The following is a 24,722-nucleotide window of genomic DNA, read 5'->3' on the forward strand; positions in this document are numbered from 1 at the left end:
GCCACCATTTAAAGAGTGCGTAATAGCTCACTGGTCGAGTGACTCTGCGCCGAAAATGTAACGGGGCTAAACACACCACCGAAGCTATGGCATGTACCATTTGGTACTTGGGTAGGGGAGCGTTGTGTATAGGTTGAAGTCAGACCGTAAGGACTGGTGGACAGTACACAAGTGAGAATGCCGGTATGAGTAACGAAAAGATCAGTGAGAATCTGATCCGCCGTAAGCCTAAGGGTTCCTGAGGAAGGTTCGTCCGCTCAGGGTAAGTCGGGACCTAAGGCGAGGCCGAAAGGCGTAGTCGAAGGACAACAGGTTGATATTCCTGTACCACCGCAAGCCGTTATGAGCAATGGAGTGACGCAGAAGGGTAGTGACGCGGACCGATGGATGTGTCCGTCCAAGCAGTGAGGCTGGTTTGTTGGCAAATCCGCAAACCGTAAGGCTGGGCTGTGATGGGGAGGGAAACTTTAGTACCGAAGGTCATGATCTCCAGCTGCCAAGAAAAGCTTCTAGCCAGGCGAAGGTGCCCGTACCGCAAACCGACACAGGTAGGCGAGCAGAGCATGCTAAGGCGCGCGGAGTAACTCTCGTTAAGGAACTCGGCAACATGACCCCGTAACTTCGGGAGAAGGGGTGCCTCGGTAGGGTGAATAGCCCGAGGGGGCCGCAGTGAAAAGGCCCAAGCGACTGTTTAGCAAAAACACAGGTCTGTGCGAAGCCGTAAGGCGAAGTATACGGGCTGACGCCTGCCCGGTGCTGGAAGGTTAAGGGGAGCGGTTAGGGGCAACCCGAAGCTGTGAACCGAAGCCCCAGTAAACGGCGGCCGTAACTATAACGGTCCTAAGGTAGCGAAATTCCTTGTCAGGTAAATTCTGACCCGCACGAATGGCGTAACGACTTGGGCGCTGTCTCAACGAGAGATCCGGTGAAATTTTAATACCTGTGAAGATGCAGGTTACCCGCGACAAGACGGAAAGACCCCATGGAGCTTTACTGCAGCTTGATATTGGACTTTGGTACGATCTGTACAGGATAGGTGGGAGCCTTAGAAGCCGGAGCGCCAGCTTCGGTGGAGGCACCGTTGGGATACCACCCTGATCGTATCGGAGTTCTAACCTGGTACCGTGAAACCGGTACAGGGACCGTGTCAGGCGGGCAGTTTGACTGGGGCGGTCGCCTCCTAAAATGTAACGGAGGCGCCCAAAGGTTCCCTCAGAATGGTTGGAAATCATTCGCAGCGTGCAAAGGCATAAGGGAGCTTGACTGCGAGACCTACAAGTCGAGCAGGGACGAAAGTCGGGCTTAGTGATCCGGTGGTACCGAATGGAAGGGCCATCGCTCAACGGATAAAAGCTACCCTGGGGATAACAGGCTTATCTCCCCCAAGAGTCCACATCGACGGGGAGGTTTGGCACCTCGATGTCGGCTCATCGCATCCTGGGGCTGAAGTAGGTCCCAAGGGTTGGGCTGTTCGCCCATTAAAGCGGTACGCGAGCTGGGTTCAGAACGTCGTGAGACAGTTCGGTCCCTATCTGTCGTGGGCGCAGGAAATTTGAGAGGAGCTGTCCTTAGTACGAGAGGACCGGGATGGACGTACCGCTGGTGTACCAGTTGTTCCGCCAGGAGCACCGCTGGGTAGCTACGTACGGACGGGATAAGCGCTGAAAGCATCTAAGCGCGAAGCCCCCCTCAAGATGAGATTTCCCAGTATGTAAGACCCCTGGTAGACGACCAGGTTGATAGGTTCGGGGTGGAAGCGCAGCAATGCGTGCAGCTGACGAATACTAATCGGTCGAGGGCTTATCCTATGGTAAGAAAAGCAAATGGACTCAGCATCCATGATATTCGTTCGATCCAGTTTTCAAGGCGCAAGCCACGTCTTGAATCAAGCGTAACGTTTGGTGGCGATGGCGGAAGGGAACCACGCGTACCCATCCCGAACACGACCGTTAAGCCTTCCAGCGCCGATGGTACTTGGACCGCAGGGTCCTGGGAGAGTAGGACGTCGCCAAGCACAGAGAGAAGCCTGATCCGCGAGCAATCGCCGGTCAGGCTTTTTTTGATATTCAATGGCATAATGCGACAATAATCCCCCTTGAATTGGAGATTATTGTTTTGCAGGAGGATGTGCGGGTAATAAAAAGAGATTCTTTTTCCGACGCTTATCGGTGATAATACAAATAATAGGGCTCTTCCCAGGGAAGCTTGACGACGCCATCCCTTCTTTCTTTCAGGAGAAAGAAAACGGCGGTCAGATGAGGCGCAAGCAGCCAGAAATGTACAAGCAGCAGGGAAGACAGAGTTTCCGGCTGCAGCCAGGGATAGAACAGCATGATGCAGCACAGCCCTGTCCAGAGCAGATGAATCTGCAGGCGGGTGAAGGCAGCCAGCTCGACAGGGAGCTCGGGAAGATAGCCGACGAGGGGAAATGCAAATCTCCAGGTCCATCTTCGAGACTTGAACTCATGATGGCTGCGCAGTCCGATCAACCGGATCAGAGCGAAATGAAGAAGGGGTATGAACAGCATACCTGCTGCCAAGCCGGCCACGCTGCTGATCGGAGACAGGACAAGCAATGCAACTGCCAGAAGCAGCCCGACAGCCCAATGATAGCGGACCAGTGCAGGTGAAAAATGCAGCTTGCGGACAAGCCGGTACTGATAGATCGTAGCTTCCTTTTGCTCGGACAAAGGCTGAAACATGCTGCTCCTCCTAATTAGGGACTCTTCTTTACTATCGGTCGAGCCGGGGACTCGGTTCAGTTTAATTGGGATAGGCACCGGCAGACGCAGGCTGAATATGGTGTAGGAAGACGTTTATACGAAATTTACATGTATGGATTAATAGATTTCAGGGGATCCTGATAATATCATTGTACTTGAAAGAAAGGCGGATGGACTATGCAGGAGGACGCTTTGTGTGAATGCATCGTATGCGGCCAATTCAAGCCCCAGGACCAGGGACTTCATATCGTATCGGAATTCATTTGCGGCAGTTGCGAGAATGAAATGGTTCAGACGGATGTAAAGGACGAGAAATACCCCTTTTATGTCCATCAGATGAAGCAAATATGGGTGCATAAGAATGTCTGAGCTTTCTTCCTGCGGGAAGAAAGCTTTTTTTTGCTTCTTTTTTCATTACAATGGAAGAAATGAATGCAAACGAAAGGAAAGCTTTTATGAATCAAACGAATATTCCTCTTCTCGCTATGTTGAACTCCCATACAGCCCGCAATCCGGTCTCCTTCCATGTTCCAGGCCACAAAGGGGGAACCGGCAGCAAGACTGTTCTTGATCATGCTGGGGCTGAGAACTCCGGAAATGCGCAGTGGCTCGACATGGTCATGGCAATCGATGTGACCGAGCTGGCAAGCACGGACGATCTCCATGATCCGAGCGGGGCGATCCTGGAAGCTCAGCTGCTCGCGGCAGAATGCTTCGGGGCAGAGGAAACCTCCTTCCTGGTCGGCGGAAGCACGTCGGGAAATATGGCTCTGATCATCGGAACCTGTCTTCCGGGGGATCTGATCCTCGTCCAGCGCAATGTCCACAAATCGGTTCTGAACGGCATTCAGTTAAGCGGGGCCAAAGCGGTATTCCTGGCTCCAGAAATGAACGAGCACACCGGAATAGGATCGGTTCCCTCCTTGCGGACGATTCAAGAGGGGCTCGCCCTCTATCCGGAGGCCAAAGCCGTGTTCCTGTCGAATCCGAACTATTACGGCTTGTCGGCCGATCTTCGCCCTTATGCGGATTATATTCATGAGGCCGGTGCGGTGCTGCTGGTGGATGAAGCCCACGGAGCTCATTACGGGCTGCACCCCTCCTTCCCCGGATCAGCGCTCCAGGCAGAGGCTGACGGAGTTGTCCAGTCCACGCACAAGACACTCTCTGCCCTTACGATGGGAGCCATGCTTCATATGCAAGGAGAGAGGCTGGATCGTTCAAGCGTCAAGCAGGCGCTGACGATGATTCAAAGCTCTTCGCCGTCGTTCCCGATCTTGGCCTCGCTGGACGCTGCCCGCGCCCAGGTCGGCATCTATGGCGAGAATTGGTTTGAGCCTGGATTACAGACCGCGAAGCGAATCCGGGATTGGGCATCGGATCACAATGCGCTGCATCCCTTCCGGTTGTTGGAACGGGAGCTGCAGCAGGAGGAGCTGCGGCTGGATCCTCTCCGAATCGTCTTAGAGGACGCCAGCGGCTGTCTAAGCGGGTTCAGGCTGCAGAAGGAGCTTGAGAAACGCGGCTGCTGGCCGGAGATGGCGGATGTCCGTTATGTCGTTCTTGTCATTGGAGCCAGGAGTGGAGCAAAAGATGCCGATGCGCTTATTGCCGCTCTTGAGGAGATCGCCTCCGTTAATCGATTGGCCCAGCCAGCCGCCAGCAGACGCATTCTCTCTCCGCAACCGGAATCGGAAAAAAGCCGCGCAGAGGTTGTCTCGCTGCCGGTGGTGCTGAGGCGAAGCAAGAGGAGTCCGGATCAAGAAGAAAAGGTGATGATCAAGGATTCGGCAGGCCGGCTTGCCGCTGAGAGAATCATTCCGTACCCGCCGGGAATTCCGCTTGTTTATGAGGGAGAGCGGATAACTCCTGAAACGGCGGCTCATATGCAGAAGCTGCTGAAGGCGGGAGCCAGATTCCAAGGAATGAGCGATGAGGACCGGGGTTGCATCGCAGTCCGTCTTCCTTCCTCGGAGTGAGCCGCTCTATTTGGTCTCTGGGAATGAGAGGGGTGCTGCTTTGCTTTCCTTCCCGGTCCGGAAATGAGCGGCAGAATTAGGCTCGCCTCACTGTCTTCCCATGCTGGGAAAACTCGGCTCTAGAAGCATTCCGATAGGTAAGCGGCGCCGGTCATGGTATGATAGGTAAAAACCGAGCAGGGAGCATGTTACAAGTGGAGCGAGGAAGGTTTATTACGATAGAAGGCGGGGAAGGCGCGGGCAAGACGACGCTGATCCAATCCCTTGCCGCTGGCTTGGAGCAGCAAGGATATGCAGTCCTGACAACGAGGGAGCCCGGAGGCATTCCTATTGCCGAGAAGATCCGAGAGGTCATCCTGGACCGGACGCACACCGGAATGGACAGCCGGACGGAAGCGCTCCTGTATGCGGCGGCTAGAAGGCAGCATCTGACAGAGAAGGTCATTCCGGCGCTGGAGGCGGGGATGACCGTCATCTGCGACCGCTACATCGACAGCAGCCTCGCTTATCAGGGATATGCGCGCGGCCTTGGAATGAGCGCCATTGAAGAAATCAACCGGTTTGCGATCGAAGGCTGGATGCCGGATGTGACGCTGTTTCTGGATTTGCCGGTCGAGATCGGCCTGAGGCGGATCGCCAAGGCGGGAGAAAGGGAAATCAACCGTCTCGATCTGGAACGGGAGTCCTTTCATGCCAAGGTGCGCGCCGGATATCTGAAGCTTCTGAAGATGCACCCGCGGCGGATCGTCCGCATCGATGCGGAGCAATCGCCAGAATCGGTATTAATCGACGCGATGGCCGCTTTATCGATGTGACAAGCAGGAATTCGGCCTGTTTTGTCCAATTTTATATCTAAACAAATAGGAGGAATGAGGATGAAGCTAGTCATTGCCGTTGTACAAGACAAGGACAGCAACCGTCTGTCGAACGCTCTTGTCCGCGAAGGATTCCGTGCCACCAAACTGGCGAGCACCGGAGGATTCCTGAAGGCGGGCAACACCACGTTCATGATCGGGATCGAGGATGAGCGAGTGCATGAAGTGCTGCACTGCATCCGTTCCAACTGCAAGGTCCGCGACCAGCTCGTGACGCCGGTGTCGCCTATGGGCGGGACGACCGATTCGTATATCCCGTTCCCGGTCGAGGTTCAGGTTGGCGGTGCCGCCGTATTCGTCATGCCGGTGGAGCGTTTTGAACATTTCTAATTCAGATCTACCTGACAGGAGCGTGCGCAGATGAAGATCGATCCGGGCTGGCGTCCGCTGGGGCAGGATCGCGCAAGAGACAGCGCGGCGGGCAAGCCGGTGCAGTCCAAATCATTCGCCGATGCGATGCGCTATCAGGACCAAAGCCGAAGCCGAGAAGAGCTGGAGCAGAAGCTGCAGGATATCCAGCAGCAGGGAGAGCGTCTCTCCCGCTCGATGACGATGCGCGAGCTGAAAGCCTACAAAGCGATGGTTAAGCAGTTCCTGGAGATGACCGTTCGACGCGGCGTCGGAATCAAGGATGTGCGCAGCATGGACCGGCGCGGCAGGATCAAGCGGCATAAGCTGCTGGACGAGATTGACGAGAGCCTGCTCGCCATGGCCGATGAGCTGCTGCTGAGCGAGCAAGGGCGCATGGAGCTGCTGCAGCGCGTCGGAGACATCCGCGGCTTGCTGATCAACCTGTTATTTTAGAGCGAGGAAAGGACAGCTATGAGACTTGCGGAAATCCCCGGCCAGGAAAAGGCCAAGCAAATATTGCGGCATGCGCTTCAGAGCGGCAAGGTATCTCATGCCTATCTGTTCCACGGGCCGGGAGGCACGGGCAGGCTGCAGACGGCTCTTGCCTTTGCCCAGGCTCTGTTCTGCACGGCTGGCGGAGACGACGCCTGCGGAGAATGCCTGGAATGCCGCAAGTTCGAGCATGGCAATCAGCCTGATCTTCACCGGATCGCTCCGGATGGCAATTCAATCAAGCTTGGACAAATTGACGACTTGCAGCGGGAGATGTCCTATCGGACAGCGGATCCCTCCCGGCGCAAGGTGTATATCATGGAGAAAGCGGAATCGATGACTCCTCCCGCCTCCAACAGCCTGCTGAAATTCCTTGAAGAGCCTGTCTCTCCGACAGTAGCGATTCTGCTCGCGACGCATGCCGGAGCCGTGCTGCCCACTATTGCCTCCCGTACGCAGCCGGTCCCTTTTTTGCCCTATTCGCCCAAGGAGATGCTGGAGCAGCTCGCGCAGGAAGGATATCCTGCCGCGCATGTCCGCGCAGCCGTCCATTTGGCTTCCGGCCTCGACGGATGCCGCGCTGTAATAGAACAGATTGGGTTTGCAGAAATCCGAAATGTAGTGATACAATTAGGCAAGGAGAGCACTTCCCGATTCACTGCGGGCATGGTGACCGTCCAGCAGAGGCTGATCAAGGCCGATCTGGGTTCGAGCTCGCAGCTGCTACTGTCTTTATTGGTGTTATGGTTCAGAGACATGATTCATTATCAGGCTGGAAGGTCTGAACAGATGGTTTTCATAGATCAGTTGGATTGGATTAGTCAGCATGCGTACACGAAGCCGGCCGCTTACTGGGTTTCGTGCATGGAGCATGCAATGGAGGCAGCGGGGAAGATCAAGGCCAATGTGGCTCCCCAGCTCGCCATAGAGCAATTATTGGTACGTCTACAGGAGGGTTAAATCCTTGTATAATGTCGTCGGTGTCCGCTTCAAAAAAGCGGGCAAGATCTATTACTTTGATCCCGTCGAGCATCCCGTAGGCACGGACCATCACGTTATTGTGGAAACCGCCAGGGGTGTGGAATACGGCAAAGTCGTAGTCGGACAGAAGCAGGTAGACGAATCGGATGTAGTTCTCCCACTCAAAAAAGTCATTCGCATCGCCAGCGATCAGGACGCCAAGGTCGTCGAGGAGAATCGAGGCGCCGCGCAGAACGCGTTCTCGGTCTGCCTGGATAAGATCCGCGCGCATGGGCTCAAGATGAAGCTGGTGGATGTCGAATTCACGTTTGACCGCAATAAAATCATTTTCTATTTCACGGCAGAAGGCCGGATCGACTTCCGTGAGCTCGTCAAGGACTTGGCCAGCGTATTCCGTACCCGGATCGAGCTCAGACAGATCGGCGTGCGCGACGAAGCCAAGATGCTCGGAGGCATCGGTCCTTGCGGACGCGTTCTGTGCTGCTCTTCCTGGCTGGGCGATTTCGATCCCGTATCCATCAAGATGGCCAAGGATCAAAGCTTGTCGCTGAACCCGACGAAAATATCGGGATTATGCGGAAGGCTCATGTGCTGCCTGAAATTTGAGCATGATAACTACGAAAGCGTGCGGGAGGAAATGCCCGCCATCGGCAAGACCGTCGTCACCTCACTCGGAGAAGGACGGGTTACCGGCATCAATGCGGCTTCCAAGAGCGTCTACGTCCAGCTGTTCGAGATCAGCGGAAGACCGAAAGAAATGCCGATCGACGATGTTGTTGTAAAATGAAAATGAACCTGAACGTCATGCATGAAAGCTCTGGGGTGTGAGTTCTTGGAGAATAAAGATCTTTTCCTTCATATGGATGAGCTTGAAACTAGAATGGGCGGCTTTCACAAGGAATTAGGCGAGCTCAAACAAATCGTCAAGCAGCTGGTGGAGGCGAACAAACAGCTCTCGATCGAGAATCGGCAACTGCGCAAGGTGTTGAGGAAGGAAACCAATCCTCACACGGAGAAGGCGATGCAGCCGGTGCATTCCGGTTCATCGGCTCCTGCCCGGCAGCTGGCTTCCGATTCGGGGGCTTTGACCGAGGAACTGCCACAGGCGGTTGGAGAAGGACACGATAATCTGGCAAGGCTTTATTACGAAGGCTTCCATATTTGCAACGTGTACTATGGTCATCTCCGTACTGAAGGAGACTGCCTGTTCTGCCTGTCGTTCCTGAATAAATAATGCAGACCAAGGGACCCGTGAGCGGGTCCTCTTTGTCGTCGCAGAGGTTTTTGGGTTCCTTCCAAGTGGGAGAGGCCGGAAAGGGGAAAGGAAGCATTTTGGATATCGAATTGCAGCCAAGCGAAAGGCTGGACGATCTGCTTACACATGAGCTTCGCATCATCCAGAGCCGGGAAGTGTTCAGCTTCTCCATGGATGCGGTGCTTCTTGCGCATTTTGCCGGAGTTCCGCCCTCTGGACGAATCGTGGATCTATGCACCGGCAACGGGGTCATCCCGCTGCTGCTGACGACGAGGACCCGCGCTTCAATCGATGCCGTGGAAATTCAGCCTCGCCTCGCCGACATGGCTCGCCGCAGCGTGGAAATCAACGGAATGGGAACGCGGATTCGGATCGTAGAGGGAGATCTGCGCGAGAAATCAAGAGAGCTCGGCTGGGGAAGCTATGATGCTGTGACCGTCAATCCGCCTTATATGCCTCCTCTTACGGGAGACCGGAACGGCAATGAGCATTATGCGGTCGCGCGTCATGAAGTGCACGGCACTTTGGAGGAAATTGTCGAGAATTGCGCCAGGCTGGTCCGTACCGGCGGCAAAGTATGTATGGTGCACCGGCCAGGGCGTCTCGTGGAAATCTTGGCATCGATGACCCGCTGGAAGCTGGAGCCGAAGCGGCTTCGATTCGTACATCCCCATGCCGGCTCCGAAGCGAATATGGTGTTGATTGAAGCCGTACGTGATGCCAAGCCTTCGCTGAGGCTGCAGCCGCCGCTGATCGTCTATGCGGACAAGGAGCGATACAGTCAGGAAATCATGGAAATTTACTATGGACATAAAGGAGGCTCTGCGGATGAACAGGCAAAAGAGCTTTGAGGAGCACAGCTGCGGCACGCTTTATCTGGTCGCAACGCCGATCGGCAACCTGGAGGATATCACGATGCGGGCCATCCGCATCCTGAAGGAAGTCTCCATGATTGCTGCGGAGGATACGAGGCAGACCCGCAAGCTGCTCAGCCGCTTCGAGATCGACGGCCGCCTCGTCAGCTATCATGAGCATAACAAAGCAGCCAGCGGCCCTGAGCTTATCCGGCTTCTGGAGGAAGGAAGCAGCATCGCGCTCGTGAGCGACGCCGGGATGCCCGCCATATCCGATCCGGGAGCCGATCTGGTGAAGGATGCCGTGAAACGGGGCATTCCCGTCGTACCCGTGCCGGGAGCCAATGCCGCGCTCGCCGCGCTCATCATCTCGGGATTGCCCACAGAACGCTTCATGTTTGCCGGCTTTCCTCCCCGGGACAAGAAATCGCTGGAGAACTGGCTGCTCGGGCTGAAGCGGCTGGACAGCACGCTGCTGTTCTATGAATCGCCTCACCGGGTAGCGAAAACGCTGCCTGTAATTCGGGCCGTGCTCGGCGATCGAAGGATGGCGATGATTCGCGAGCTGACCAAAAAGCATGAAGAAGCCGTTCGGGGAACCGTCTCGGAATGCGAACAATGGCTGGAGGAGAACGAGCCGCTCGGGGAATACTGTCTTGTTGTCGAGGGAGCGGGAGAAGATGAAGCGGCGGAGCAAGGCCCGTCCTGGTGGGAAGGACTCAGCCTGGAAGAGCATGCATCCAAGTACGAAGAGCAAGGGGAGCCGAGAAAGGAAGCCATTCGGAAAACCGCCGCAGACCGGGGGCTCCAGAAACGGGATGTCTACAACGAGCTCATGCGCAAATAAGCCGGCTTGTCGGCCAGCCTCGTGACAGTGTTTCGCAAAAAGCGAACTTTAAATGGAGCGGGAGGCTGAAGAAGCACAGGAGACCGGCCCGGAATAAAAAAAGGACCTTCCCGGGCTGTCGCCAGCTCAGGAAGGCAAGGTAGGAGTATAAAAAGGTTAGAAATACCTTGGTTAAAGTTGCTAAAGTTAAGTATAACTGATTATGCTTATTTTGTCACAGGGGTAGGCATTTCGGAAAGGCAGGAATTGCAGACGATTTTGCCTTTGAAGTATGCGACGTTCTCCGCGTTGCCGCAGAAGATGCATGCCGGCTCATATTTCTTGAGCATGATGCGTTCTCCGTCTACATAAATTTCCAGAGCGTCTTTCTCGCCGATTCCAAGCGTACGGCGCAGCTCGATTGGAATAACAACGCGGCCAAGCTCGTCAACTTTCCGAACGATACCGGTGGATTTCATCATAATGGGCGACCAGCCTCTCTTGATTTATTTCGTCAACGTTCGACATAAAACTACTTTTTATGATTTTAATAATACCAACCATTCCCAAATCAGTCAACCATCAAAAAGTCTAGTTTTAGCACGTAAATTCAAGGTTTTAGAACAGGAAAGGGATTAAATCTCTAGTTATCTTACTACAAGACTAGAAAAATTGGAAATCTTATTACGACACTATTCGACAAACAGCATGTTTATTTTGTCGAAAGTTTGAACGAAAGGTGGATGACGATGACAAAGCTGGAAGAGGAAAAGGTGTTCAAGGATCCGGTCCACAAGTACATTTACGTTCAGGATCAGCTGATTTGGGACCTGATCGATACGCCGGAATTTCAAAGGCTGAGAAGAATCCGCCAGCTTGGCACCACGTTTCTCACCTTCCATGGCGCGGAGCACAGCCGATTCAGCCATTCGCTCGGCGTCTATGAGCTGACGCGCCGCATCATCTCGCAGTTCGAACGCAGCGAATACCCCGACTGGCCCAGGGAAGAGAAGCTTCTTAGCCTCTGCGCGGCTTTGCTTCATGATCTCGGGCATGGGCCGTTCTCCCATTCCATTGAAGAAATCATGGAATTCGACCATGAGGAATGGAGCTGCTCTATTATAGAAGGAGATACGGAAGTGAACCGGCTCCTGCGTTCCGTCGAGCCTGGATTTCCTGGCAAAGTAGCCTCAGTTATCCGGAAAACCTACGAGAAGCCGATCGTCATTAATTTGGTGTCGAGCCAAATGGATGCGGACCGCATGGATTACCTGCTGCGGGATGCCTACTTTACCGGGGTCAATTACGGTACGTTCGATCTGGACCGGATTCTCCGCGTGCTGCGCCCCCACCAAGGCAGGATTGTCGTCAAGGACAGCGGCATGCATGCGGTCGAGGATTATCTGATGAGCCGATATCAGATGTATTGGCAGGTATATTTCCATCCGGTGACACGCAGCTCGGAGATCGTACTGAGGAAAATTCTTCTGAGGGCCCAGGAGCTGTGCCGTTCGGGCTATTCCTTCTCCTGGATTCCCGAGCCGATCAAGCGGCTGTTCAACCAGGAGCTGGATGTGGTTTCTTATTTGAAGCTGGACGAATCGCTTGTCCAAACGGTTTTTGCCGCTTGGACCGAAGAGGAGGATAAGTTGCTGGCATCATTATGCACCCGATTCCTTAATCGCAAATTGTACAAATATATAACCTTCGACCGCGAACATGAATCAGACGCCCAGTTTTTCTGCGAACGGCTGGCCGCCGCTGGAATGGACCGCGATTACGAGCTGGAGATTGATTTCCCTTATGATCTTCCCTATCATGTGTATCGTTCGGGAATGGACAAGCAGGAGGAAGGAAACCGGGGCAAGCCTCCGATCCTGCTTCTTGACAGCTCCATGCAGCTGACGGAAATATCCGCGCAGTCCGATGTAGTGAGGTCGATAACGGGCATGCACCGCGGCCAATACCGGCTCTTCTACGATGCCGAAGCGGCTTCGCTGCTCAGCTATCGCATGGAACCGGAAATTCGGGAAAGACTTGGCCTGTAGGCCGTATTCGAAAGGAGTCGAAACATGGCAGGATTGATTGACACGCATACGCATCTGGACTCCCCCAAATTCGACAATGACCGCGAGGAAGTAATCCAGCGCGCCCGCGACGCGGGCGTGGAGCTGATGTTCAATGTCGGATTCAACCGCGAGACGATTCCGACGACGCTGGAACTTGCCGAAAAATATCCGTTCATCTACGCCATTGTCGGGTGGCATCCGACGGACAGCGCCGATGTGAGGGAAGGGGACCTCGAACGGGTGGAGGCGCTGATGGCGCATCCAAAGGTCGTCGCTATCGGGGAAATCGGACTGGACTATTATTGGGATACCGCTCCCAAGGATGTCCAGCAGCAAGTATTCCGGGAGCAGATCCGCATCGCGAAGCGTACGGGCAAGCCGATCGTCATTCATAACCGCGATGCCCATGAGGATGTCGTCCGCATTCTTCGGGAAGAGAAGGCGGCTGAGGTCGGAGGCATCATGCACTGCTTCTCCGGCAGCTGGGAGACCGCCAAGCAGTGTCTGGACATGAACTTCTATATTTCGTTCGGCGGGCCGGTGACATTCAAGAATGCCAGGGTGCCGAAAGAAGTTCTTGCGCAGGTTCCACTGGACCGTCTGCTGATCGAAACGGACTCCCCATATCTGGCTCCTCATCCTCATCGAGGGAAGCGGAATGAGTCCGCATTCGTGGCATTGGTTGCCGAGACAGCGGCGGAAATAAAAGGTAAAAATGTGAATGAGATCGTTTCCATCACATCCGCAAATGCAAGAAAATGTTTCCAGCTTTCTTAAAATCGGGCGAAAAAGCTTGTAAAAAGGTGCTTGGTTGAGAAAAATTATATTTTCGCTCCATCAAACCGCCAAAAACGGCCGGATTTTCCTCTAATTTGGCTGAAAGAGTCTTTTATCTCTTCTTTACAATCGGTTGACCAAAACTGTATGATTCAACTCAGAGCTTTGAGTGATGCAGTTTTGTATTCATTCGCTTAATCTCCCCACAAGGGAGAGCGGGGGAACCAAGCAGCGATTCCATGCAGTCCCGGATGACATGATATTCCGGAGCGGACTGGATGGACGAACTGACCTTTTCCAGGGGTGAATTTTGCCAAAAGGCCTTGAGCAGGCCAAGTAGGCGAATAGGGCAGCTCTCTTGTCCGAACCCGTCAGCTAACCTCGTAAGCGCATATAAGAGAGATCAACCTCGTGCTCCACTTTCCATGTGTTCAGCGTGACCAACCCGGGAAGCCACGATACAGATCCTCTGTCGACGGCTTCTTTTTGTTTGAATATTGCGTAAACCGTCGACATAGGGTTAACCGTGGAGGTGAAGCAAGAGGTTGATAGGCGTGCTGCTCGGCACGTACAAAACCTAATAGTCGCGTCTTAAATAGTCATGCGTAACACGAGGCGGCGGGGCTATGTAAGGAGGACCGAAGAAGTGGGCGCAATTCCCTTTAAGGACACCCATGTACAACGATCATCCAGCAAGTCTTTCCAATGGCGATGGAAGCATGAAAACCTGCGTTTGATCCTACTGAGCTTAATTATCTCAATCGCGATGACTTTCATGTTTTTGGTGTTGTTGCACGGAACGTCTGAGAAGAACGTCTCCGTAGTGTTGAACGGACAGGAAACGATCCTGAGCACGAAGCAGGATGTCCTGCAGCACCTACTGGATGAACAAGCTATAACTGTCGGACCGCACGACCAGATTTCAGTTCCGCTGAGCGCGGCGCTCAAGGATGGGGACCGGATCATTGTCGATCAGGCTGTGCCGGTGACGATTATGGCTGACGGAAAGACTACGACGGTGTACACGACCGAAAAAACCGTGAAGGCCGCGATCGGAGAGTCCAATATTCCGATTCGCGAGCAAGACAAAATTTTCCCTGACACCTCCTCGCAGCTGAAACCGAACATGACGATTCGGGTGCTGCGAATCGACAAGCATACGACCACGACAAAGCACGATATTCCTTTCACCGTCATCCGCAAAGAGGATGCTACCTTGGAAAAGGGGCAGCTAAAAATGGTGAAGGCCGGCCAAAATGGCCAATTGGTCAAAACCTTCGAAAAGGTATACCAGGATGGCAAGATGGTATCCATGACGCTGCTCGCCAAATCGATGGAACAGCCCGCCGTGAACAAGATCGTTGCGGTCGGCACCAAGGAAAAGCCGAAGCCTAAAGCAGTCGCTCTCAGCGCGGCGTCTTCGGCATCGCAATCCGTCACCAAATCGGGCCTATCGCTCAAAGCCAAGAAAGTGCTGAACAACGTAACCCTGACGGCTTATACCGCCGGCTTGGCCTCTACGGGCAAATCCAAAGGCGATGCCGGCTACGGCATCACTGCTTCCGGAGCAAAAGTATCGGAAGGCCGTACCATTGCAGTCGACCCGGATGTCATCCCGTTGGGATGGTGGGTATATATAGAAGGAATCGGCTTCCGTCGTGCAGAAGATACGGGGAGCGCGATCAACGGCAAGAAGATCGACGTGTTCTACGAGAGTGAATCTTACGCGAGGCAGTTCGGCAAGAAGCGCGGATACACCGTATACGTGCTGGGTCCAACCAAGCCGAAGCTGAGCTGATTCAAGCGATACGGGTCCGCCTCTACGAGGCGGTCCCGTTTTGGACGTTTACCGGGCATGAGGAGAGTAGAGAGGGCTTTTTTGGCCCATGCTAGTACCACTGCTGTCCTTTTCCGGCCGCAGTCCGGATTCGGACCTGGCTGTCATTCAAGAGGCTCAAGCCTCTTTTTCTTTTTATACCCCTCAAACGCGTATTGAATTAAAGGAGACAAGGCCTTGATCAAAGAAATTATCGTCGTGGAGGGCAAGGACGACACGGCAGCGATTCGGCGCGCCGTGGAAGCCGACACGATCGAAACGAACGGCTCGGCGATCGGCGAGGAAGTGCTGCGCCGGATCGAGCTCGCCATGCAGCGTCGGGGAGTCATCATCTTCACCGATCCCGACCATGCAGGAGAGAGAATACGCAAAATCGTCTCGCAGCGGGTGCCTGGCTGCAAGCATGCTTTTCTGCCGCAGGAGGACGCCCTGTACAAAGGCGACATCGGAGTGGAGAACGCTTCTCCCGAAGCGGTCAGGAGGGCTCTGGCGTCCGTTCGGACGGAGGGAGATCCAGAGAAGGCGGAAATCTCAAACGGTGATCTGCTGGAAGCGGGTCTGCTGGTGCATAGCGATGCGGCCCGGCGGCGCTTGCTCATGGGCAACCGGCTGGGCATCGGCTATTGCAACGGCAAGCAGTTCCTGAAGCGCTGCGCCAGCTTTCAGATCACGAAGGAAGAATTCGGACAAGCCTTGCGGCAGATGGAGGAGGAGATCGCCCATGGACGTAGCGACACCTAGAAGAACGAAGGAAATCATCGAGAGGCATGGTTTCTCCTTCAAGAAGAGCCTGGGGCAGAACTTCCTGATCGACCCCAATATTCTGAACAAGATCGTAACCGCGGCCGGACTGGACCCCACCAAAGGGGCGCTGGAGATCGGTCCCGGCATCGGCGCGTTGACCCAGCAGCTGGCAAGGGAAGCGGGCAAGGTGGCAGCGGTCGAGATCGACCGGCGGCTGATCCCGATTCTTCAGGAAGTGCTGGAAGCCGACGAGAATGTGCATATCGTTCACGGCGACGTGCTGGAGATCGACCTGCAGGCGCTGTTCAAGGAGCAGTTCGGCGAGGTGAGCGGTGTCAGCGTCGTGGCCAATCTGCCTTATTACGTGACGACTCCGATCCTGATGAAGCTTCTGGAGGAGCGGCTGCCGCTGGAGAACATCGTGGTGATGATCCAGAAGGAAGTCGCCGAGCGGATGGCGGCCAAGCCCGGCACGAAAGCCTATGGCAGCCTCAGCGTGGCAGTCCAGTATTACGCGGTGCCGGAGCTTGTCTGCATCGTACCTCATACGGTATTCATTCCGCAGCCGAACGTCGACTCGGCCGTCATCAAGCTGGCGATGCGGGACAAGCCTGCCGTGGACGTGGCGGACGAAGATTTCTTCTTCCGCACGGTTCAAGCCTGCTTCGCGCAGCGCCGCAAGACGATCCACAACAATCTGTCCTCCTGGCTGGGCAAGGACAAGCGGGAAGAGCTTACCCGCATCCTCGAATCGACGGGAATCGATCCCGTGCGGCGCGGCGAGACGCTGTCGCTGCAGGAATATGCCTCTCTGACGGCTGCGCTTGAAGCGCATGGCCTAAAGGGCTGACAGACCCGGCAGCGTTGCTCCGGCTAAGCGAAGCTCTTCATGAGGATCCGTTCGGATTCTGTCATGGAGGGCTTTTTGTATTGGGAGCCGCGCCAGAGACGCAGCGCCGAAAACCCGTTGTCACCTCCGGCGGCCTATGCCCATACCATAAGGCAGAGGTGATGGGCCTAATGAATGAAGGGGATTTTGTCGTTCGGCGCTCCTACGGCGGGGATGTATTGTTCCGCATTGAAGCTGTCCGCGGGGATACCGCCATTTTGAAGGGAGCGGAGTACCGTCTGCTCGCCGACGCGCCGCTCGGCGACCTGACGAAGGTGGGCGATCCGGAGGAGCTGAGCGTCACGAAGTCGGTCCGAAGCAAGGTGAAGGCGTCCAACCAGCGGATGAGCCAAGAGCTGATCGATCAGTCCGTCCATCACGAGATGGACTTCCGTCCCGGAGACTCCAATGCTTCCGCACAAGCATATTTCGACCTGCCAGGCAAAGTTCTGCATCTGGACGGCGACGCCAATTATATGCGCAAAAGCATGCAGCTGTACAATCAGATGAAGGTGCCGGCTCAAGGCCTTCATGTCGGCGAAGCGCAGATGGCGGATCTGCTGTACCATCTGCTGCCGCAGGTGAAGCCGGATGTCGTCGTCATTACCGGCCATGACGGCCTGCTCAAGAACCGCCCTAGTGGCGATCTCTACAGCATAGGCAGTTATAAGAACTCCCAGAACTTCGTCAACGCGGTTCATGTGGCCCGGGAGTATGACAAGAACCGCGACAATCTGATCGTGGTCGCAGGGGCGTGCCAGTCCCATTATGAGGCGCTGCTGCAGTCCGGAGCCAATTTCGCCAGCTCGCCGGGACGCATCCTCATCCATGCGCTCGATCCGGTCTATATCGCAATCAAGGCAAGCTACACCTCGATTCGGGAGCCGATCAACCTGCCGGATGTCATTCACGGCACGATTTCGGGAATCGAAGGGGTGGGCGGAATCGAGACGATGGGACGCTACAGGGTCGGTCTTCCGAAACCGCAGACGATTGCAAATGTGAAGCCAAACCCTTATTATGCGTAAGCTGTAAATCCTTATTCATCTTGAAAACGAAGTCAAAAAATTTTCATTGACACTAAAGTTAGACCGATGATATAATTTTCGTTTATTTGACAACGCCTCCTCCCTTGGGCTATAATGGACAAGGAAAGAGGTGGTAGTTGCCAATGGCTAGAAATGCTTTGTCTGAGATCAAGCGCAGCATGGAAGCACATGTTGGAGCCAAAATCATGCTGCGGGCTAACGGAGGCCGGCGCAAGACGGTTGAACGTTCCGGTGTTTTGGAAGAAACCTACCCATCTGTTTTCATTGTCAAGCTGGATCAGGATCAGCATGCTTTCAAGCGTGTGTCCTATAGTTACGCGGACATTCTGACGGATTCCGTCGAGGTCACCGTCTGCAACGACGAGGGCCAAGTTCGGATCAATCCCGTTCACTGATCGTCCCATATATGCTTAACCGGGGAACTTCGCGCGACCGCTGCCGGCTGTCGTGCTTTTTTTATGCTTGCTTTCGGGGACCGCATATAAGCGGGAGTCCGCTCTCATACTACAGGAAGGGCTGTCGCCGATGGACGCCCAATACAGCCGCAGGGCAAGGAGGCTACGCATGAGCCGCAGAAGACGCAGCATGATGTCCGATCAGCTGAAGGTGGAGCTCGCCAAGGATCTTGGCTTTTACGACACGGTCCAGGAAGAAGGATGGGGCGGCATCAAAGCCAAGGACGCGGGGAATATGGTCAAGCGCGCCATTCAGATGGCCGAGCAGGCCGCAGCACGCCAGAACCAGCGTTAGAGCATAACAAGCGGCTTCCGGCGCGGCTTCCCGCGCAGGGGGCCGCTTTCGCTTTTATCCGTTCGGATGGTATAATAAATCCAGTTTATCTAACGAACGGGTGACGACATATGAAAGTCTACGAGAAGGCCCCGGCCAAAATCAATCTGCTGCTTGACGTGCTGCGCAAGCGTGCGGACGGCTACCACGAGGTTGAAATGATCATGACCATGGTAGATCTGTCGGATCGCTTGGAGATGGAAGAGCTTCAGAGAGACACAATCATCATTTCCAGCCAGGCGGGCTACATACCGCTGGACGAGAAGAATCTGGCCTTCCAAGCCGCGCGTCTCATCAAGGAGCGCTACGATGTGCGCAAAGGCGTGTATATCCATCTGGACAAGAAGATTCCGGTCGCCGCCGGACTCGCAGGGGGAAGCAGCGATGCCGCCGCGGCGCTTCGAGGACTGAACCGCTTGTGGAAGCTCGGCATTCCGGATGAGGAGCTGTGCAAGCTCGGAGCGGAGCTCGGCTCCGACGTGCCGTTCTGCGTCACGGGAGGAACGGCCCTTGCCACGGGACGCGGAGAGATCCTGCAGCGCATCGACAACCCGCCTTCCTGCTGGGTCGTGCTGGCGAAGCCTCCCATCAACGTGTCGACCGCCGATGTCTACGGACGTTTTCGTGCCGACAACATGCCGGGCCATCCTTCGCTCAGCGGCATGATGGAGGCAATCCGCACGGGATCGTTCCAGGGGGTCTGCGAGGAGATGGGCAATGTGCTGGAGGACGTCACCTTGTCCCTATATCCGGAAGTCGCGCAGCTCAAGGAAAGCATGCAGCGCCTCGGAGCGGACGGCGTGCTGATGTCGGGCAGCGGCCCGACGGTATTCGGCCTCGTAACCAAGGAATCCAAGCTCGCCAGAATCTACAATGGACTCCGAGGATTTTGCAAGGAAGTCTATGTGGTAAGAATGCTGACATAGAATGGACATCAACCTTGATTGAATCCGTATAAAGATGGTATATTGTCTTTATAATATTCGGATTTAGCCAGGGGGATTCCCAATGAAGAAATTAAAGCGAAGCGCAAGACTGGTCGAGATGACCCAATATCTATTATCCCGCCCCCATACGTTAATATCTCTTACAGCTTTTGCTGATCGATATCAGTCTGCCAAATCCTCCATCAGCGAGGATCTGGCTATCATCAAGGAAGTATTCGAAGAGGAAGGCATCGGCCAGCTCCAGACGCTGGCTGGAGCGGCGGGCGGAGTGCGCTATATCCCGCGCATGCCGCAGGAGCCGGCGATGGAGATCATCCGGGGCGTATGCCGCGAGCTTGAGCTTCCGGAGCGTGTGCTGCCGGGCGGCTATCTGTACATGACGGATATGCTCGGGCAGCCCGGACTGCTCGCCGATGTCGGCCGGATTTTTGCGACCGCTTTCGCGGACCGCCGCATCGACGTCATCATGACGGTTGAGACCAAGGGGATTCCGCTCGCTTACGCTACCGCGAGCTGCCTCAATCTTCCCGTCGTCATCGTCAGGCGCGACAACAAGGTGACGGAGGGCTCTGCCGTCAGCATCAACTACGTATCCGGCTCCAATAAGCGGATCCAGACGATGTCGCTGGCCCGCCGCGCGCTCAAGGAGCAGTCCCGCGTCCTGATCATCGACGACTTCATGAAGGCGGGAGGAACCGTGCAGGGCATGATGGACCTGCTGCATGAATTCAACGCGACCGTCGCCGGCGTCGGCGTGTTCGTCGAATCCGGAGAGGTCGGGACCGAGGAGCGGCTTCTCGAGGATTACGTGTCTCTGGCCAAGCTGACGGCCGTGGATATGAAGACGAAGCAGACGACCGTCGTTCCAGGCAACTATTTCACTTCCTAGGAGGCTACTTATCCATGAATGTCCAACCGATTACAGCCGCCGGCGCTCCTGCCGCGATCGGCCCCTACTCCCACGCGGTCCAGTTCGGCAGCCTTCTGTTCACATCGGGCCAGATTCCGCTGCTTGAGGACGGATCCCTGATCGAAGGCGGCATCCAGGAACAAGCCCATCAAGTATTCCGCAATCTGCAAGCCGTGCTTGCAGCAGGCGGCTCGTCGCTCGGCAATGTGATCAAGGCGACCGTCTTTCTGAAGGACATGAACCAGTTCGCGGCGGTCAACGAGATCTATGCTTCCTACTTCGGAGAGCACAAGCCGGCCCGTTCGGCCGTAGAAGTCGCACGCCTTCCGAAGGATGTTCTTGTCGAAATCGAACTGATCGCTTCGATCCCTGTCGAATCGTAACGAATTATATTTTTTTCCAAAATTTATTTCTTAAAACGGGTTTCAATTCCCAGAATTAAGAAGGAATCTGCATGGAAATGTGGAATTATACACCAAGTCTTCGATAGGCAAAGGTGGTGAACACAAGTGCAGATTACCGATGTCAGACTCCGCCGCGTTAATTCCGAAGGGCGTATGAAGGCCATTGCTTCCATCACCATTGATAATGAATTTGTCGTTCATGATATTCGCGTCATTGACGGCAACAATGGAATGTTCGTCGCAATGCCAAGCAAGCGTACGCCGGATGGGGAATTCCGGGATATTGCCCACCCGATCTCTTCCACCACTCGGGAGAAGATTCAAGCTGCCGTACTCGCCGAGTACGAGCGCGCAGCAACGGAAGAAGAAGTTGCAATCGAAGAAGGTGCCTGAATCATTAGGGCCTTTCGGACAAATGCATGGATGGGGGGCCCCTCGGGCTCCCTTTCTTTTTGCCCTATGATGGGATATAGTCAGTGTACATAATGGGGAACACAGGAGGGAATCAACCGGTGAATGTGATGGCGGTCGTGCTTGCGGCAGGACAAGGCAAGCGGATGAAATCCAAGCTGTACAAGGTGCTGCATCCCGTATGCGGCAAGCCGATGGTAGGGCATGTCGTGGATACGGTCGAGCAGGCGTCCTGCTCCAGAACCGTCGTTGTCGTCGGCCACGGAGCTGCAGCCGTGCAATCTTATTTGGGAGATCGCGCCGAATTCGTGCTGCAGGAGCAGCAGCTCGGCACCGGACATGCGGTCGTTCAAGCCAAGGAGCTGCTCGGGCAAGAGGAAGGCATTACGCTCGTCGTCTGCGGGGATACGCCGCTCGTGACGGTCGAGACGGTCGATGCGATGATCGAGCTTCATCGGACAAGCGGCGCGGCGGCAACGGTGCTGACGGCCGAATTCCCTAATCCGGCCGGCTACGGCCGTGTCATCCGCGGCGCCGAAGGCGCGGTCGAGCGCATCGTGGAGCAGAAGGACTGCTCCCCTGCCGAAGCCGCTGTCCGCGAGATCAACACGGGCACGTACTGCTTCGACAACCGCAAGCTGTTCGATGCGCTCTCCCGCGTCACCAATGACAACGCTCAGGGAGAATACTACCTGACCGATGTCATCGGCATTTTCGTCTCGGAAGGCGAGACGGTTCAGGCCTACTGCACGAGCGATCTGGCCGAGGCGATCGGCATCAACGACCGCGTCGCGCTCGGAGAGGCGGAAAGCCTCATGCGCCAGCGCATCGTGCGCCGCCATCAAGTGAACGGCGTCACGGTCATCGATACGGGCAGCGCCTATATCGAAGCGGATGTGAAGATCGGAGCCGATACGGTTCTCTACCCCGGCACCGTTCTGAGGGGCTCCACAGTCATCGGAGAGGACTGCATCATCGGCCCGTCGGCGGATATCGCGGACTCCGTCATCGGAGACGGCGTCACCGTCCGCTATTCCACGATCGATCAGTCCGAAGCGGGCGCCGGCAGCTCGATCGGCCCTTACGCCAATCTGCGGCCGGGCTCCAAGCTCGGCAAGGATTGCAAGATCGGCGACTTCGTGGAGCTGAAAAACGCCGTGCTCGGAGATGACAGCAAAGTATCCCATCTGAGCTACGTGGGCGATGCGGAAGTAGGCCGCGGGGTCAATATCGGCTGCGGCGCCATCACGGTCAACTATGACGGCTTCAACAAGTCGAAGACGGTCATCGGCGACGAAGCCTTCATCGGCAGCAACGTCAATCTCATCGCTCCGGTCCATATCGGAGATGGAGCTTATGTCGTAGCCGGCTCCACCGTCACGCATGACGTGCCGGGAGGCGATCTCGCCATCGCCCGAGAGCGCCAGGTGAACAAGCCGGGCTATGCGGACAAGATCCGCTCGAGAGCCAAGGCGAAAAAGGAACGCAGCAAAACGGAATAGCCTTTGCCATTCCCCCTGATCCTCTATAGCGGATCGGGGGGTTTTTGCTGTCTCGGGAAAGAGAGAAGCACTCCAAAAGGAAGCGGCCGGAGATACGCCGCAAGCCCGCCAGGTGTTTAAACGAGCGCCCGGATGGGTATAGTTAGGGAAAGTCGGACAATATGTCCACAGGTGTATGACCTATAGAGGAGGAAAATCGATTATGGCAATTACGATGCAAGCACAGACCCGCACGAACGCTTCCAAAGGAAGCCTGCGCCAGCTCCGCAAGGAGGGAAAGGTGCCTGCGGTTGTATATGGCAAGAAATTGGAATCTTCATCGGTTATTTCCCTGGATGAAAAGGAAATCATGCATCTGCTCCGTTCCCATCCGAACGCGATCATCGAGCTTTCGATTCCGGATGCGGGCAAGCAGCCGGTCATGATCACGGACGTGCAGCGCGACGCGCTTTCCCGCAAGGTGGTCCATATCGATCTTCATCAGATCAATATGAATGAGGAAATCAAGACAACCGTGCGCATCGACCTTATGGGAGATTCCGCCGGCGTCCGCGAAGGCGGCGTCCTGTCGGTGTCTTTGCATGAGCTTGAGATTCAATGCCTCCCGAATGACATTCCAGAATCCATCGAGGCGGATATTTCTTCCCTTGCGGTCGGCGAGAACCTGCTTGTCGGCGATCTGAAGCTGCCTGGCAACGTAACGGCGTTGTCGGATGCCGAGCAGGTCGTCGTGGCCGTCCTTGCTCCGCAGAAGGAAGTTTCCGAGGAGGAAGCCGACGAAGCGGCCAAGGAAGACTTTAAGGGGGCTGCCCGTTCCGAAGATGCCAACGCGGTGGACGAGGAATAGTCCTGCCGCAGCCATGGCGCGTCCCCAGCGGGCGCGCTTTTTCGTTTCCATTCTTGCTGCAGGGAAGGCTGTCGCCCGCACCGCCTGCTCGTAGCCGCAGCAGCGGTCTTTATGGTACAGTGACAGGATAGAAGCGCTCCATGAGGAGCGGCAGGACAAGGAAGGTGCGGCAGCAGATGAAATGGATCGTCGGCTTGGGGAATCCAGGCAGCCAGTATGAGGATACCCGGCATAATATCGGCTTCAAAGTGGTGGATGCTCTGGCAAAAAAATGGGATATAAAGGTCAATACGAGCAAATGCAAGGCGCTGATCGGCGAAGGACGCGTGGGAGCGGAGAAGGTCGTCCTGATCAAGCCGATGACATATATGAACCTGTCCGGCGAGTCGATGCGGGCCTATATGGATTATTTTGGAGCCAAGCTGGAAGACCTCATCGTCGTCTATGACGACATGGATACGGAGACGGGCAAGATCCGCCTGCGCTATCAAGGAGGGCCGGGCGGCCACAACGGCATCAAATCCATCATCCAGCATATGGGCACACAGAATTTCAACCGGATCCGCATGGGAGTGTCGCGCCCGACGAACGGCATGATCATCGCCGATTACGTGCTCTCGAATTTCCCGAAGGCAGACCGGGATGCTGTGCAGGCGATGATCGACAAGGCATGCGATGCGGCGGAGTACGCGCTGGATCATCCGTTCGACGATACGATGGGCAAGTTCAACGCTTGACGGCAAGCCAACGGTTGCAATGATCATTGCGGAGCCGCCTAAATAGAGCGGCATAGAACAGGAAGATCGCTGCCGCCTGCCGGACAGGAGTTAGAAAACCAGAAAGTGGGCATACTGTAGTCAACGATATGTTGGACAGGAGGCCCCACATGGCAATCCATTATGAATGCCGGCACTGCCGGACGCCGCTCGGCTCGATCTCCAGCTTGCAAGGAATTACGGAGAATAGGCTCGGCCTGCATTTCTTGACCCTCGAAGAACGCAGCGATATAATAGCGTATAACCCGGATGGCGATATGGTGGTAAAGGTTGTCTGCGAGTATTGCAGCGAGGCCGTCGCCCGGAATCCGGAACTGCTGCTGGTATCAAGCCCGCTGCAGTAGCATGATGGACGATAAGCAGATTTTCGCGCTTCGCGTATAGCAAGAGCCTTGGCCTGAAGCTGAGGCTTCTTTGCGTGTTCAAGGCGGAGAC

General features: G+C 55.4%; 28 protein-coding genes, 2 rRNA genes and 1 riboswitch (1 of these 31 running past the window's edge). Of the genes, 28 read left to right on the forward strand and 2 right to left on the reverse strand.

Annotated elements, in window-relative coordinates:
* Both AC06G8_RS00060 and rrf read left to right on the forward strand, forming a co-directional pair.
* A 23S ribosomal RNA gene (locus tag AC06G8_RS00060) occupies positions 1-1,808 on the forward strand (it extends 1,121 nt beyond the left edge of the window).
* Between the two features lie 89 nt (positions 1,809-1,897).
* A 5S ribosomal RNA gene (gene rrf / locus AC06G8_RS00065) occupies positions 1,898-2,014 on the forward strand.
* Between the two features lie 148 nt (positions 2,015-2,162).
* Here the strand turns inward: rrf and AC06G8_RS00070 are convergent.
* The gene (locus AC06G8_RS00070; RefSeq protein WP_480284056.1) at positions 2,163-2,702 is read right to left on the reverse strand and encodes a transposase; all 540 of its coding nucleotides are present in this window, start codon (positions 2,700-2,702) and stop codon (positions 2,163-2,165) included.
* 198 nt (positions 2,703-2,900) lie between these two features.
* On the opposite strand from AC06G8_RS00070, the gene AC06G8_RS00075 reads away from it, so the two are divergent.
* From AC06G8_RS00075 to rsmI, 10 genes are all read left to right on the forward strand, one after another.
* Positions 2,901-3,092, forward strand: a complete 192-nt coding sequence (locus AC06G8_RS00075) for a sigma factor G inhibitor Gin (RefSeq protein WP_480284057.1) — start codon at positions 2,901-2,903, stop codon at positions 3,090-3,092.
* 86 nt (positions 3,093-3,178) lie between these two features.
* The gene (locus tag AC06G8_RS00080; RefSeq protein ID WP_480284058.1) at positions 3,179-4,702 is read left to right on the forward strand and encodes an aminotransferase class I/II-fold pyridoxal phosphate-dependent enzyme; all 1,524 of its coding nucleotides are present in this window, start codon (positions 3,179-3,181) and stop codon (positions 4,700-4,702) included.
* Between the two features lie 194 nt (positions 4,703-4,896).
* Entirely contained in the window at positions 4,897-5,517 is a 621-nt protein-coding gene (tmk, locus tag AC06G8_RS00085; RefSeq protein WP_480284059.1) for a dTMP kinase, read from the forward strand.
* Positions 5,518-5,577: 60 nt separating this feature from the next.
* Positions 5,578-5,907, forward strand: coding sequence for a cyclic-di-AMP receptor (locus AC06G8_RS00090; protein ID WP_048745308.1), 330 nt, complete (start codon positions 5,578-5,580; stop codon positions 5,905-5,907).
* A 30-nt stretch (positions 5,908-5,937) separates the two neighbouring features.
* Entirely contained in the window at positions 5,938-6,381 is a 444-nt protein-coding gene (locus AC06G8_RS00095) for a YaaR family protein (protein ID WP_447665392.1), read from the forward strand.
* A gap of 18 nt (positions 6,382-6,399) precedes the next feature.
* Positions 6,400-7,380, forward strand: a complete 981-nt coding sequence (holB, locus tag AC06G8_RS00100) for a DNA polymerase III subunit delta' (protein WP_021878484.1) — start codon at positions 6,400-6,402, stop codon at positions 7,378-7,380.
* A 4-nt stretch (positions 7,381-7,384) separates the two neighbouring features.
* Positions 7,385-8,188, forward strand: a complete 804-nt coding sequence (locus AC06G8_RS00105) for a PSP1 domain-containing protein (RefSeq protein ID WP_447665391.1) — start codon at positions 7,385-7,387, stop codon at positions 8,186-8,188.
* A 45-nt stretch (positions 8,189-8,233) separates the two neighbouring features.
* Entirely contained in the window at positions 8,234-8,635 is a 402-nt protein-coding gene (locus AC06G8_RS00110; protein ID WP_447665399.1) for an initiation-control protein YabA, read from the forward strand.
* 95 nt (positions 8,636-8,730) lie between these two features.
* A complete protein-coding gene (locus AC06G8_RS00115) occupies positions 8,731-9,507 on the forward strand; it encodes a tRNA1(Val) (adenine(37)-N6)-methyltransferase (RefSeq protein ID WP_447665398.1) in 777 nt (258 codons plus the stop codon).
* A complete protein-coding gene (rsmI, locus tag AC06G8_RS00120) occupies positions 9,485-10,357 on the forward strand; it encodes a 16S rRNA (cytidine(1402)-2'-O)-methyltransferase (RefSeq protein WP_480284060.1) in 873 nt (290 codons plus the stop codon). The genes AC06G8_RS00115 and rsmI overlap by 23 nt, the downstream gene beginning before the upstream one ends.
* A 206-nt stretch (positions 10,358-10,563) precedes the next feature.
* On the opposite strand, the gene AC06G8_RS00125 is transcribed toward rsmI, so the two are convergent.
* Positions 10,564-10,818 (reverse strand): AbrB/MazE/SpoVT family DNA-binding domain-containing protein, encoded by a 255-nt coding sequence (locus AC06G8_RS00125; protein WP_048746960.1) that lies wholly within the window; start codon positions 10,816-10,818, stop codon positions 10,564-10,566.
* 261 nt (positions 10,819-11,079) lie between these two features.
* On the opposite strand from AC06G8_RS00125, the gene AC06G8_RS00130 reads away from it, so the two are divergent.
* The 16 genes from AC06G8_RS00130 (at position 11,080) to AC06G8_RS00205 (ending at position 24,631) form a co-directional block, all read left to right on the forward strand.
* Positions 11,080-12,384 carry an HD domain-containing protein gene (locus AC06G8_RS00130; RefSeq protein ID WP_480284061.1) on the forward strand — a complete coding sequence of 435 codons (1,305 nt, stop codon included), beginning with the start codon at positions 11,080-11,082 and terminating at the stop codon, positions 12,382-12,384.
* Positions 12,385-12,408: 24 nt separating this feature from the next.
* Entirely contained in the window at positions 12,409-13,182 is a 774-nt protein-coding gene (locus AC06G8_RS00135) for a TatD family hydrolase (protein ID WP_480284062.1), read from the forward strand.
* A 181-nt stretch (positions 13,183-13,363) separates the two neighbouring features.
* Positions 13,364-13,587: riboswitch (cyclic di-AMP (ydaO/yuaA leader) on the forward strand.
* Between the two features lie 241 nt (positions 13,588-13,828).
* A complete protein-coding gene (locus tag AC06G8_RS00140) occupies positions 13,829-14,980 on the forward strand; it encodes a G5 domain-containing protein (protein ID WP_447665387.1) in 1,152 nt (383 codons plus the stop codon).
* Positions 14,981-15,196: 216 nt separating this feature from the next.
* Positions 15,197-15,760 carry a ribonuclease M5 gene (gene rnmV, locus AC06G8_RS00145; RefSeq protein WP_480284063.1) on the forward strand — a complete coding sequence of 188 codons (564 nt, stop codon included), beginning with the start codon at positions 15,197-15,199 and terminating at the stop codon, positions 15,758-15,760.
* The gene (gene rsmA / locus AC06G8_RS00150) at positions 15,741-16,613 is read left to right on the forward strand and encodes a 16S rRNA (adenine(1518)-N(6)/adenine(1519)-N(6))-dimethyltransferase RsmA (RefSeq protein WP_480284064.1); all 873 of its coding nucleotides are present in this window, start codon (positions 15,741-15,743) and stop codon (positions 16,611-16,613) included. The genes rnmV and rsmA overlap by 20 nt, the downstream gene beginning before the upstream one ends.
* A 170-nt stretch (positions 16,614-16,783) precedes the next feature.
* Positions 16,784-17,680 carry a sporulation peptidase YabG gene (gene yabG / locus AC06G8_RS00155; protein WP_480284065.1) on the forward strand — a complete coding sequence of 299 codons (897 nt, stop codon included), beginning with the start codon at positions 16,784-16,786 and terminating at the stop codon, positions 17,678-17,680.
* Positions 17,681-17,823: 143 nt separating this feature from the next.
* Positions 17,824-18,096, forward strand: a complete 273-nt coding sequence (gene veg / locus AC06G8_RS00160) for a biofilm formation stimulator Veg (protein WP_048749666.1) — start codon at positions 17,824-17,826, stop codon at positions 18,094-18,096.
* Positions 18,097-18,265: 169 nt separating this feature from the next.
* Positions 18,266-18,451 (forward strand): small, acid-soluble spore protein, alpha/beta type, encoded by a 186-nt coding sequence (locus AC06G8_RS00165; RefSeq protein WP_480284066.1) that lies wholly within the window; start codon positions 18,266-18,268, stop codon positions 18,449-18,451.
* A gap of 110 nt (positions 18,452-18,561) precedes the next feature.
* Positions 18,562-19,416, forward strand: coding sequence for a 4-(cytidine 5'-diphospho)-2-C-methyl-D-erythritol kinase (gene ispE, locus AC06G8_RS00170; RefSeq protein ID WP_480284067.1), 855 nt, complete (start codon positions 18,562-18,564; stop codon positions 19,414-19,416).
* 82 nt (positions 19,417-19,498) lie between these two features.
* Positions 19,499-20,326, forward strand: coding sequence for a pur operon repressor (gene purR, locus AC06G8_RS00175; RefSeq protein ID WP_447665381.1), 828 nt, complete (start codon positions 19,499-19,501; stop codon positions 20,324-20,326).
* 14 nt (positions 20,327-20,340) lie between these two features.
* A complete protein-coding gene (locus AC06G8_RS00180; protein ID WP_447665380.1) occupies positions 20,341-20,730 on the forward strand; it encodes a Rid family detoxifying hydrolase in 390 nt (129 codons plus the stop codon).
* 126 nt (positions 20,731-20,856) lie between these two features.
* Positions 20,857-21,144, forward strand: a complete 288-nt coding sequence (gene spoVG, locus AC06G8_RS00185) for a septation regulator SpoVG (RefSeq protein ID WP_020620824.1) — start codon at positions 20,857-20,859, stop codon at positions 21,142-21,144.
* Between the two features lie 119 nt (positions 21,145-21,263).
* On the forward strand, positions 21,264-22,664 hold the full coding sequence (gene glmU / locus AC06G8_RS00190; protein ID WP_480284068.1) for a bifunctional UDP-N-acetylglucosamine diphosphorylase/glucosamine-1-phosphate N-acetyltransferase GlmU: 1,401 nt from the start codon (positions 21,264-21,266) through the stop codon (positions 22,662-22,664).
* Between the two features lie 202 nt (positions 22,665-22,866).
* Positions 22,867-23,511, forward strand: coding sequence for a 50S ribosomal protein L25/general stress protein Ctc (locus tag AC06G8_RS00195; protein WP_447665378.1), 645 nt, complete (start codon positions 22,867-22,869; stop codon positions 23,509-23,511).
* A gap of 176 nt (positions 23,512-23,687) precedes the next feature.
* Positions 23,688-24,248, forward strand: a complete 561-nt coding sequence (pth, locus tag AC06G8_RS00200) for an aminoacyl-tRNA hydrolase (protein ID WP_480284069.1) — start codon at positions 23,688-23,690, stop codon at positions 24,246-24,248.
* Positions 24,249-24,397: 149 nt separating this feature from the next.
* Positions 24,398-24,631 (forward strand): anti-sigma-F factor Fin, encoded by a 234-nt coding sequence (locus tag AC06G8_RS00205; RefSeq protein WP_447665376.1) that lies wholly within the window; start codon positions 24,398-24,400, stop codon positions 24,629-24,631.
* Positions 24,632-24,722 lie beyond the last annotated feature (91 nt).

The organism is Paenibacillus sp. SJS-P3 (assembly GCF_056711585.1).

Excerpts from the sequence above, each read along its gene's own strand:
- holB (WP_021878484.1), top strand. The coding sequence starts at position 6,400 with ATGAGACTTGCGGAAATCCCCGGCCAGGAAAAGGCCAAGCAAATATTG.
- veg (WP_048749666.1), top strand. The coding sequence starts at position 17,824 with ATGGCTAGAAATGCTTTGTCTGAGATCAAGCGCAGCATGGAAGCACAT.
- AC06G8_RS00165 (WP_480284066.1), top strand. The coding sequence starts at position 18,266 with ATGAGCCGCAGAAGACGCAGCATGATGTCCGATCAGCTGAAGGTGGAG.
- AC06G8_RS00070 (WP_480284056.1), bottom strand. The coding sequence starts at position 2,702 with ATGTTTCAGCCTTTGTCCGAGCAAAAGGAAGCTACGATCTATCAGTAC.
- rsmA (WP_480284064.1), top strand. The coding sequence starts at position 15,741 with ATGGACGTAGCGACACCTAGAAGAACGAAGGAAATCATCGAGAGGCAT.
- AC06G8_RS00195 (WP_447665378.1), top strand. The coding sequence starts at position 22,867 with ATGGCAATTACGATGCAAGCACAGACCCGCACGAACGCTTCCAAAGGA.
- AC06G8_RS00130 (WP_480284061.1), top strand. The coding sequence starts at position 11,080 with ATGACGATGACAAAGCTGGAAGAGGAAAAGGTGTTCAAGGATCCGGTC.
- AC06G8_RS00090 (WP_048745308.1), top strand. The coding sequence starts at position 5,578 with ATGAAGCTAGTCATTGCCGTTGTACAAGACAAGGACAGCAACCGTCTG.
- AC06G8_RS00075 (WP_480284057.1), top strand. The coding sequence starts at position 2,901 with ATGCAGGAGGACGCTTTGTGTGAATGCATCGTATGCGGCCAATTCAAG.
- AC06G8_RS00205 (WP_447665376.1), top strand. The coding sequence starts at position 24,398 with ATGGCAATCCATTATGAATGCCGGCACTGCCGGACGCCGCTCGGCTCG.
- AC06G8_RS00180 (WP_447665380.1), top strand. The coding sequence starts at position 20,341 with ATGAATGTCCAACCGATTACAGCCGCCGGCGCTCCTGCCGCGATCGGC.
- ispE (WP_480284067.1), top strand. The coding sequence starts at position 18,562 with ATGAAAGTCTACGAGAAGGCCCCGGCCAAAATCAATCTGCTGCTTGAC.
- purR (WP_447665381.1), top strand. The coding sequence starts at position 19,499 with ATGAAGAAATTAAAGCGAAGCGCAAGACTGGTCGAGATGACCCAATAT.
- AC06G8_RS00095 (WP_447665392.1), top strand. The coding sequence starts at position 5,938 with ATGAAGATCGATCCGGGCTGGCGTCCGCTGGGGCAGGATCGCGCAAGA.
- AC06G8_RS00125 (WP_048746960.1), bottom strand. The coding sequence starts at position 10,818 with ATGATGAAATCCACCGGTATCGTTCGGAAAGTTGACGAGCTTGGCCGC.
- pth (WP_480284069.1), top strand. The coding sequence starts at position 23,688 with ATGAAATGGATCGTCGGCTTGGGGAATCCAGGCAGCCAGTATGAGGAT.
- AC06G8_RS00135 (WP_480284062.1), top strand. The coding sequence starts at position 12,409 with ATGGCAGGATTGATTGACACGCATACGCATCTGGACTCCCCCAAATTC.
- yabG (WP_480284065.1), top strand. The coding sequence starts at position 16,784 with ATGAATGAAGGGGATTTTGTCGTTCGGCGCTCCTACGGCGGGGATGTA.
- AC06G8_RS00080 (WP_480284058.1), top strand. The coding sequence starts at position 3,179 with ATGAATCAAACGAATATTCCTCTTCTCGCTATGTTGAACTCCCATACA.
- rsmI (WP_480284060.1), top strand. The coding sequence starts at position 9,485 with ATGAACAGGCAAAAGAGCTTTGAGGAGCACAGCTGCGGCACGCTTTAT.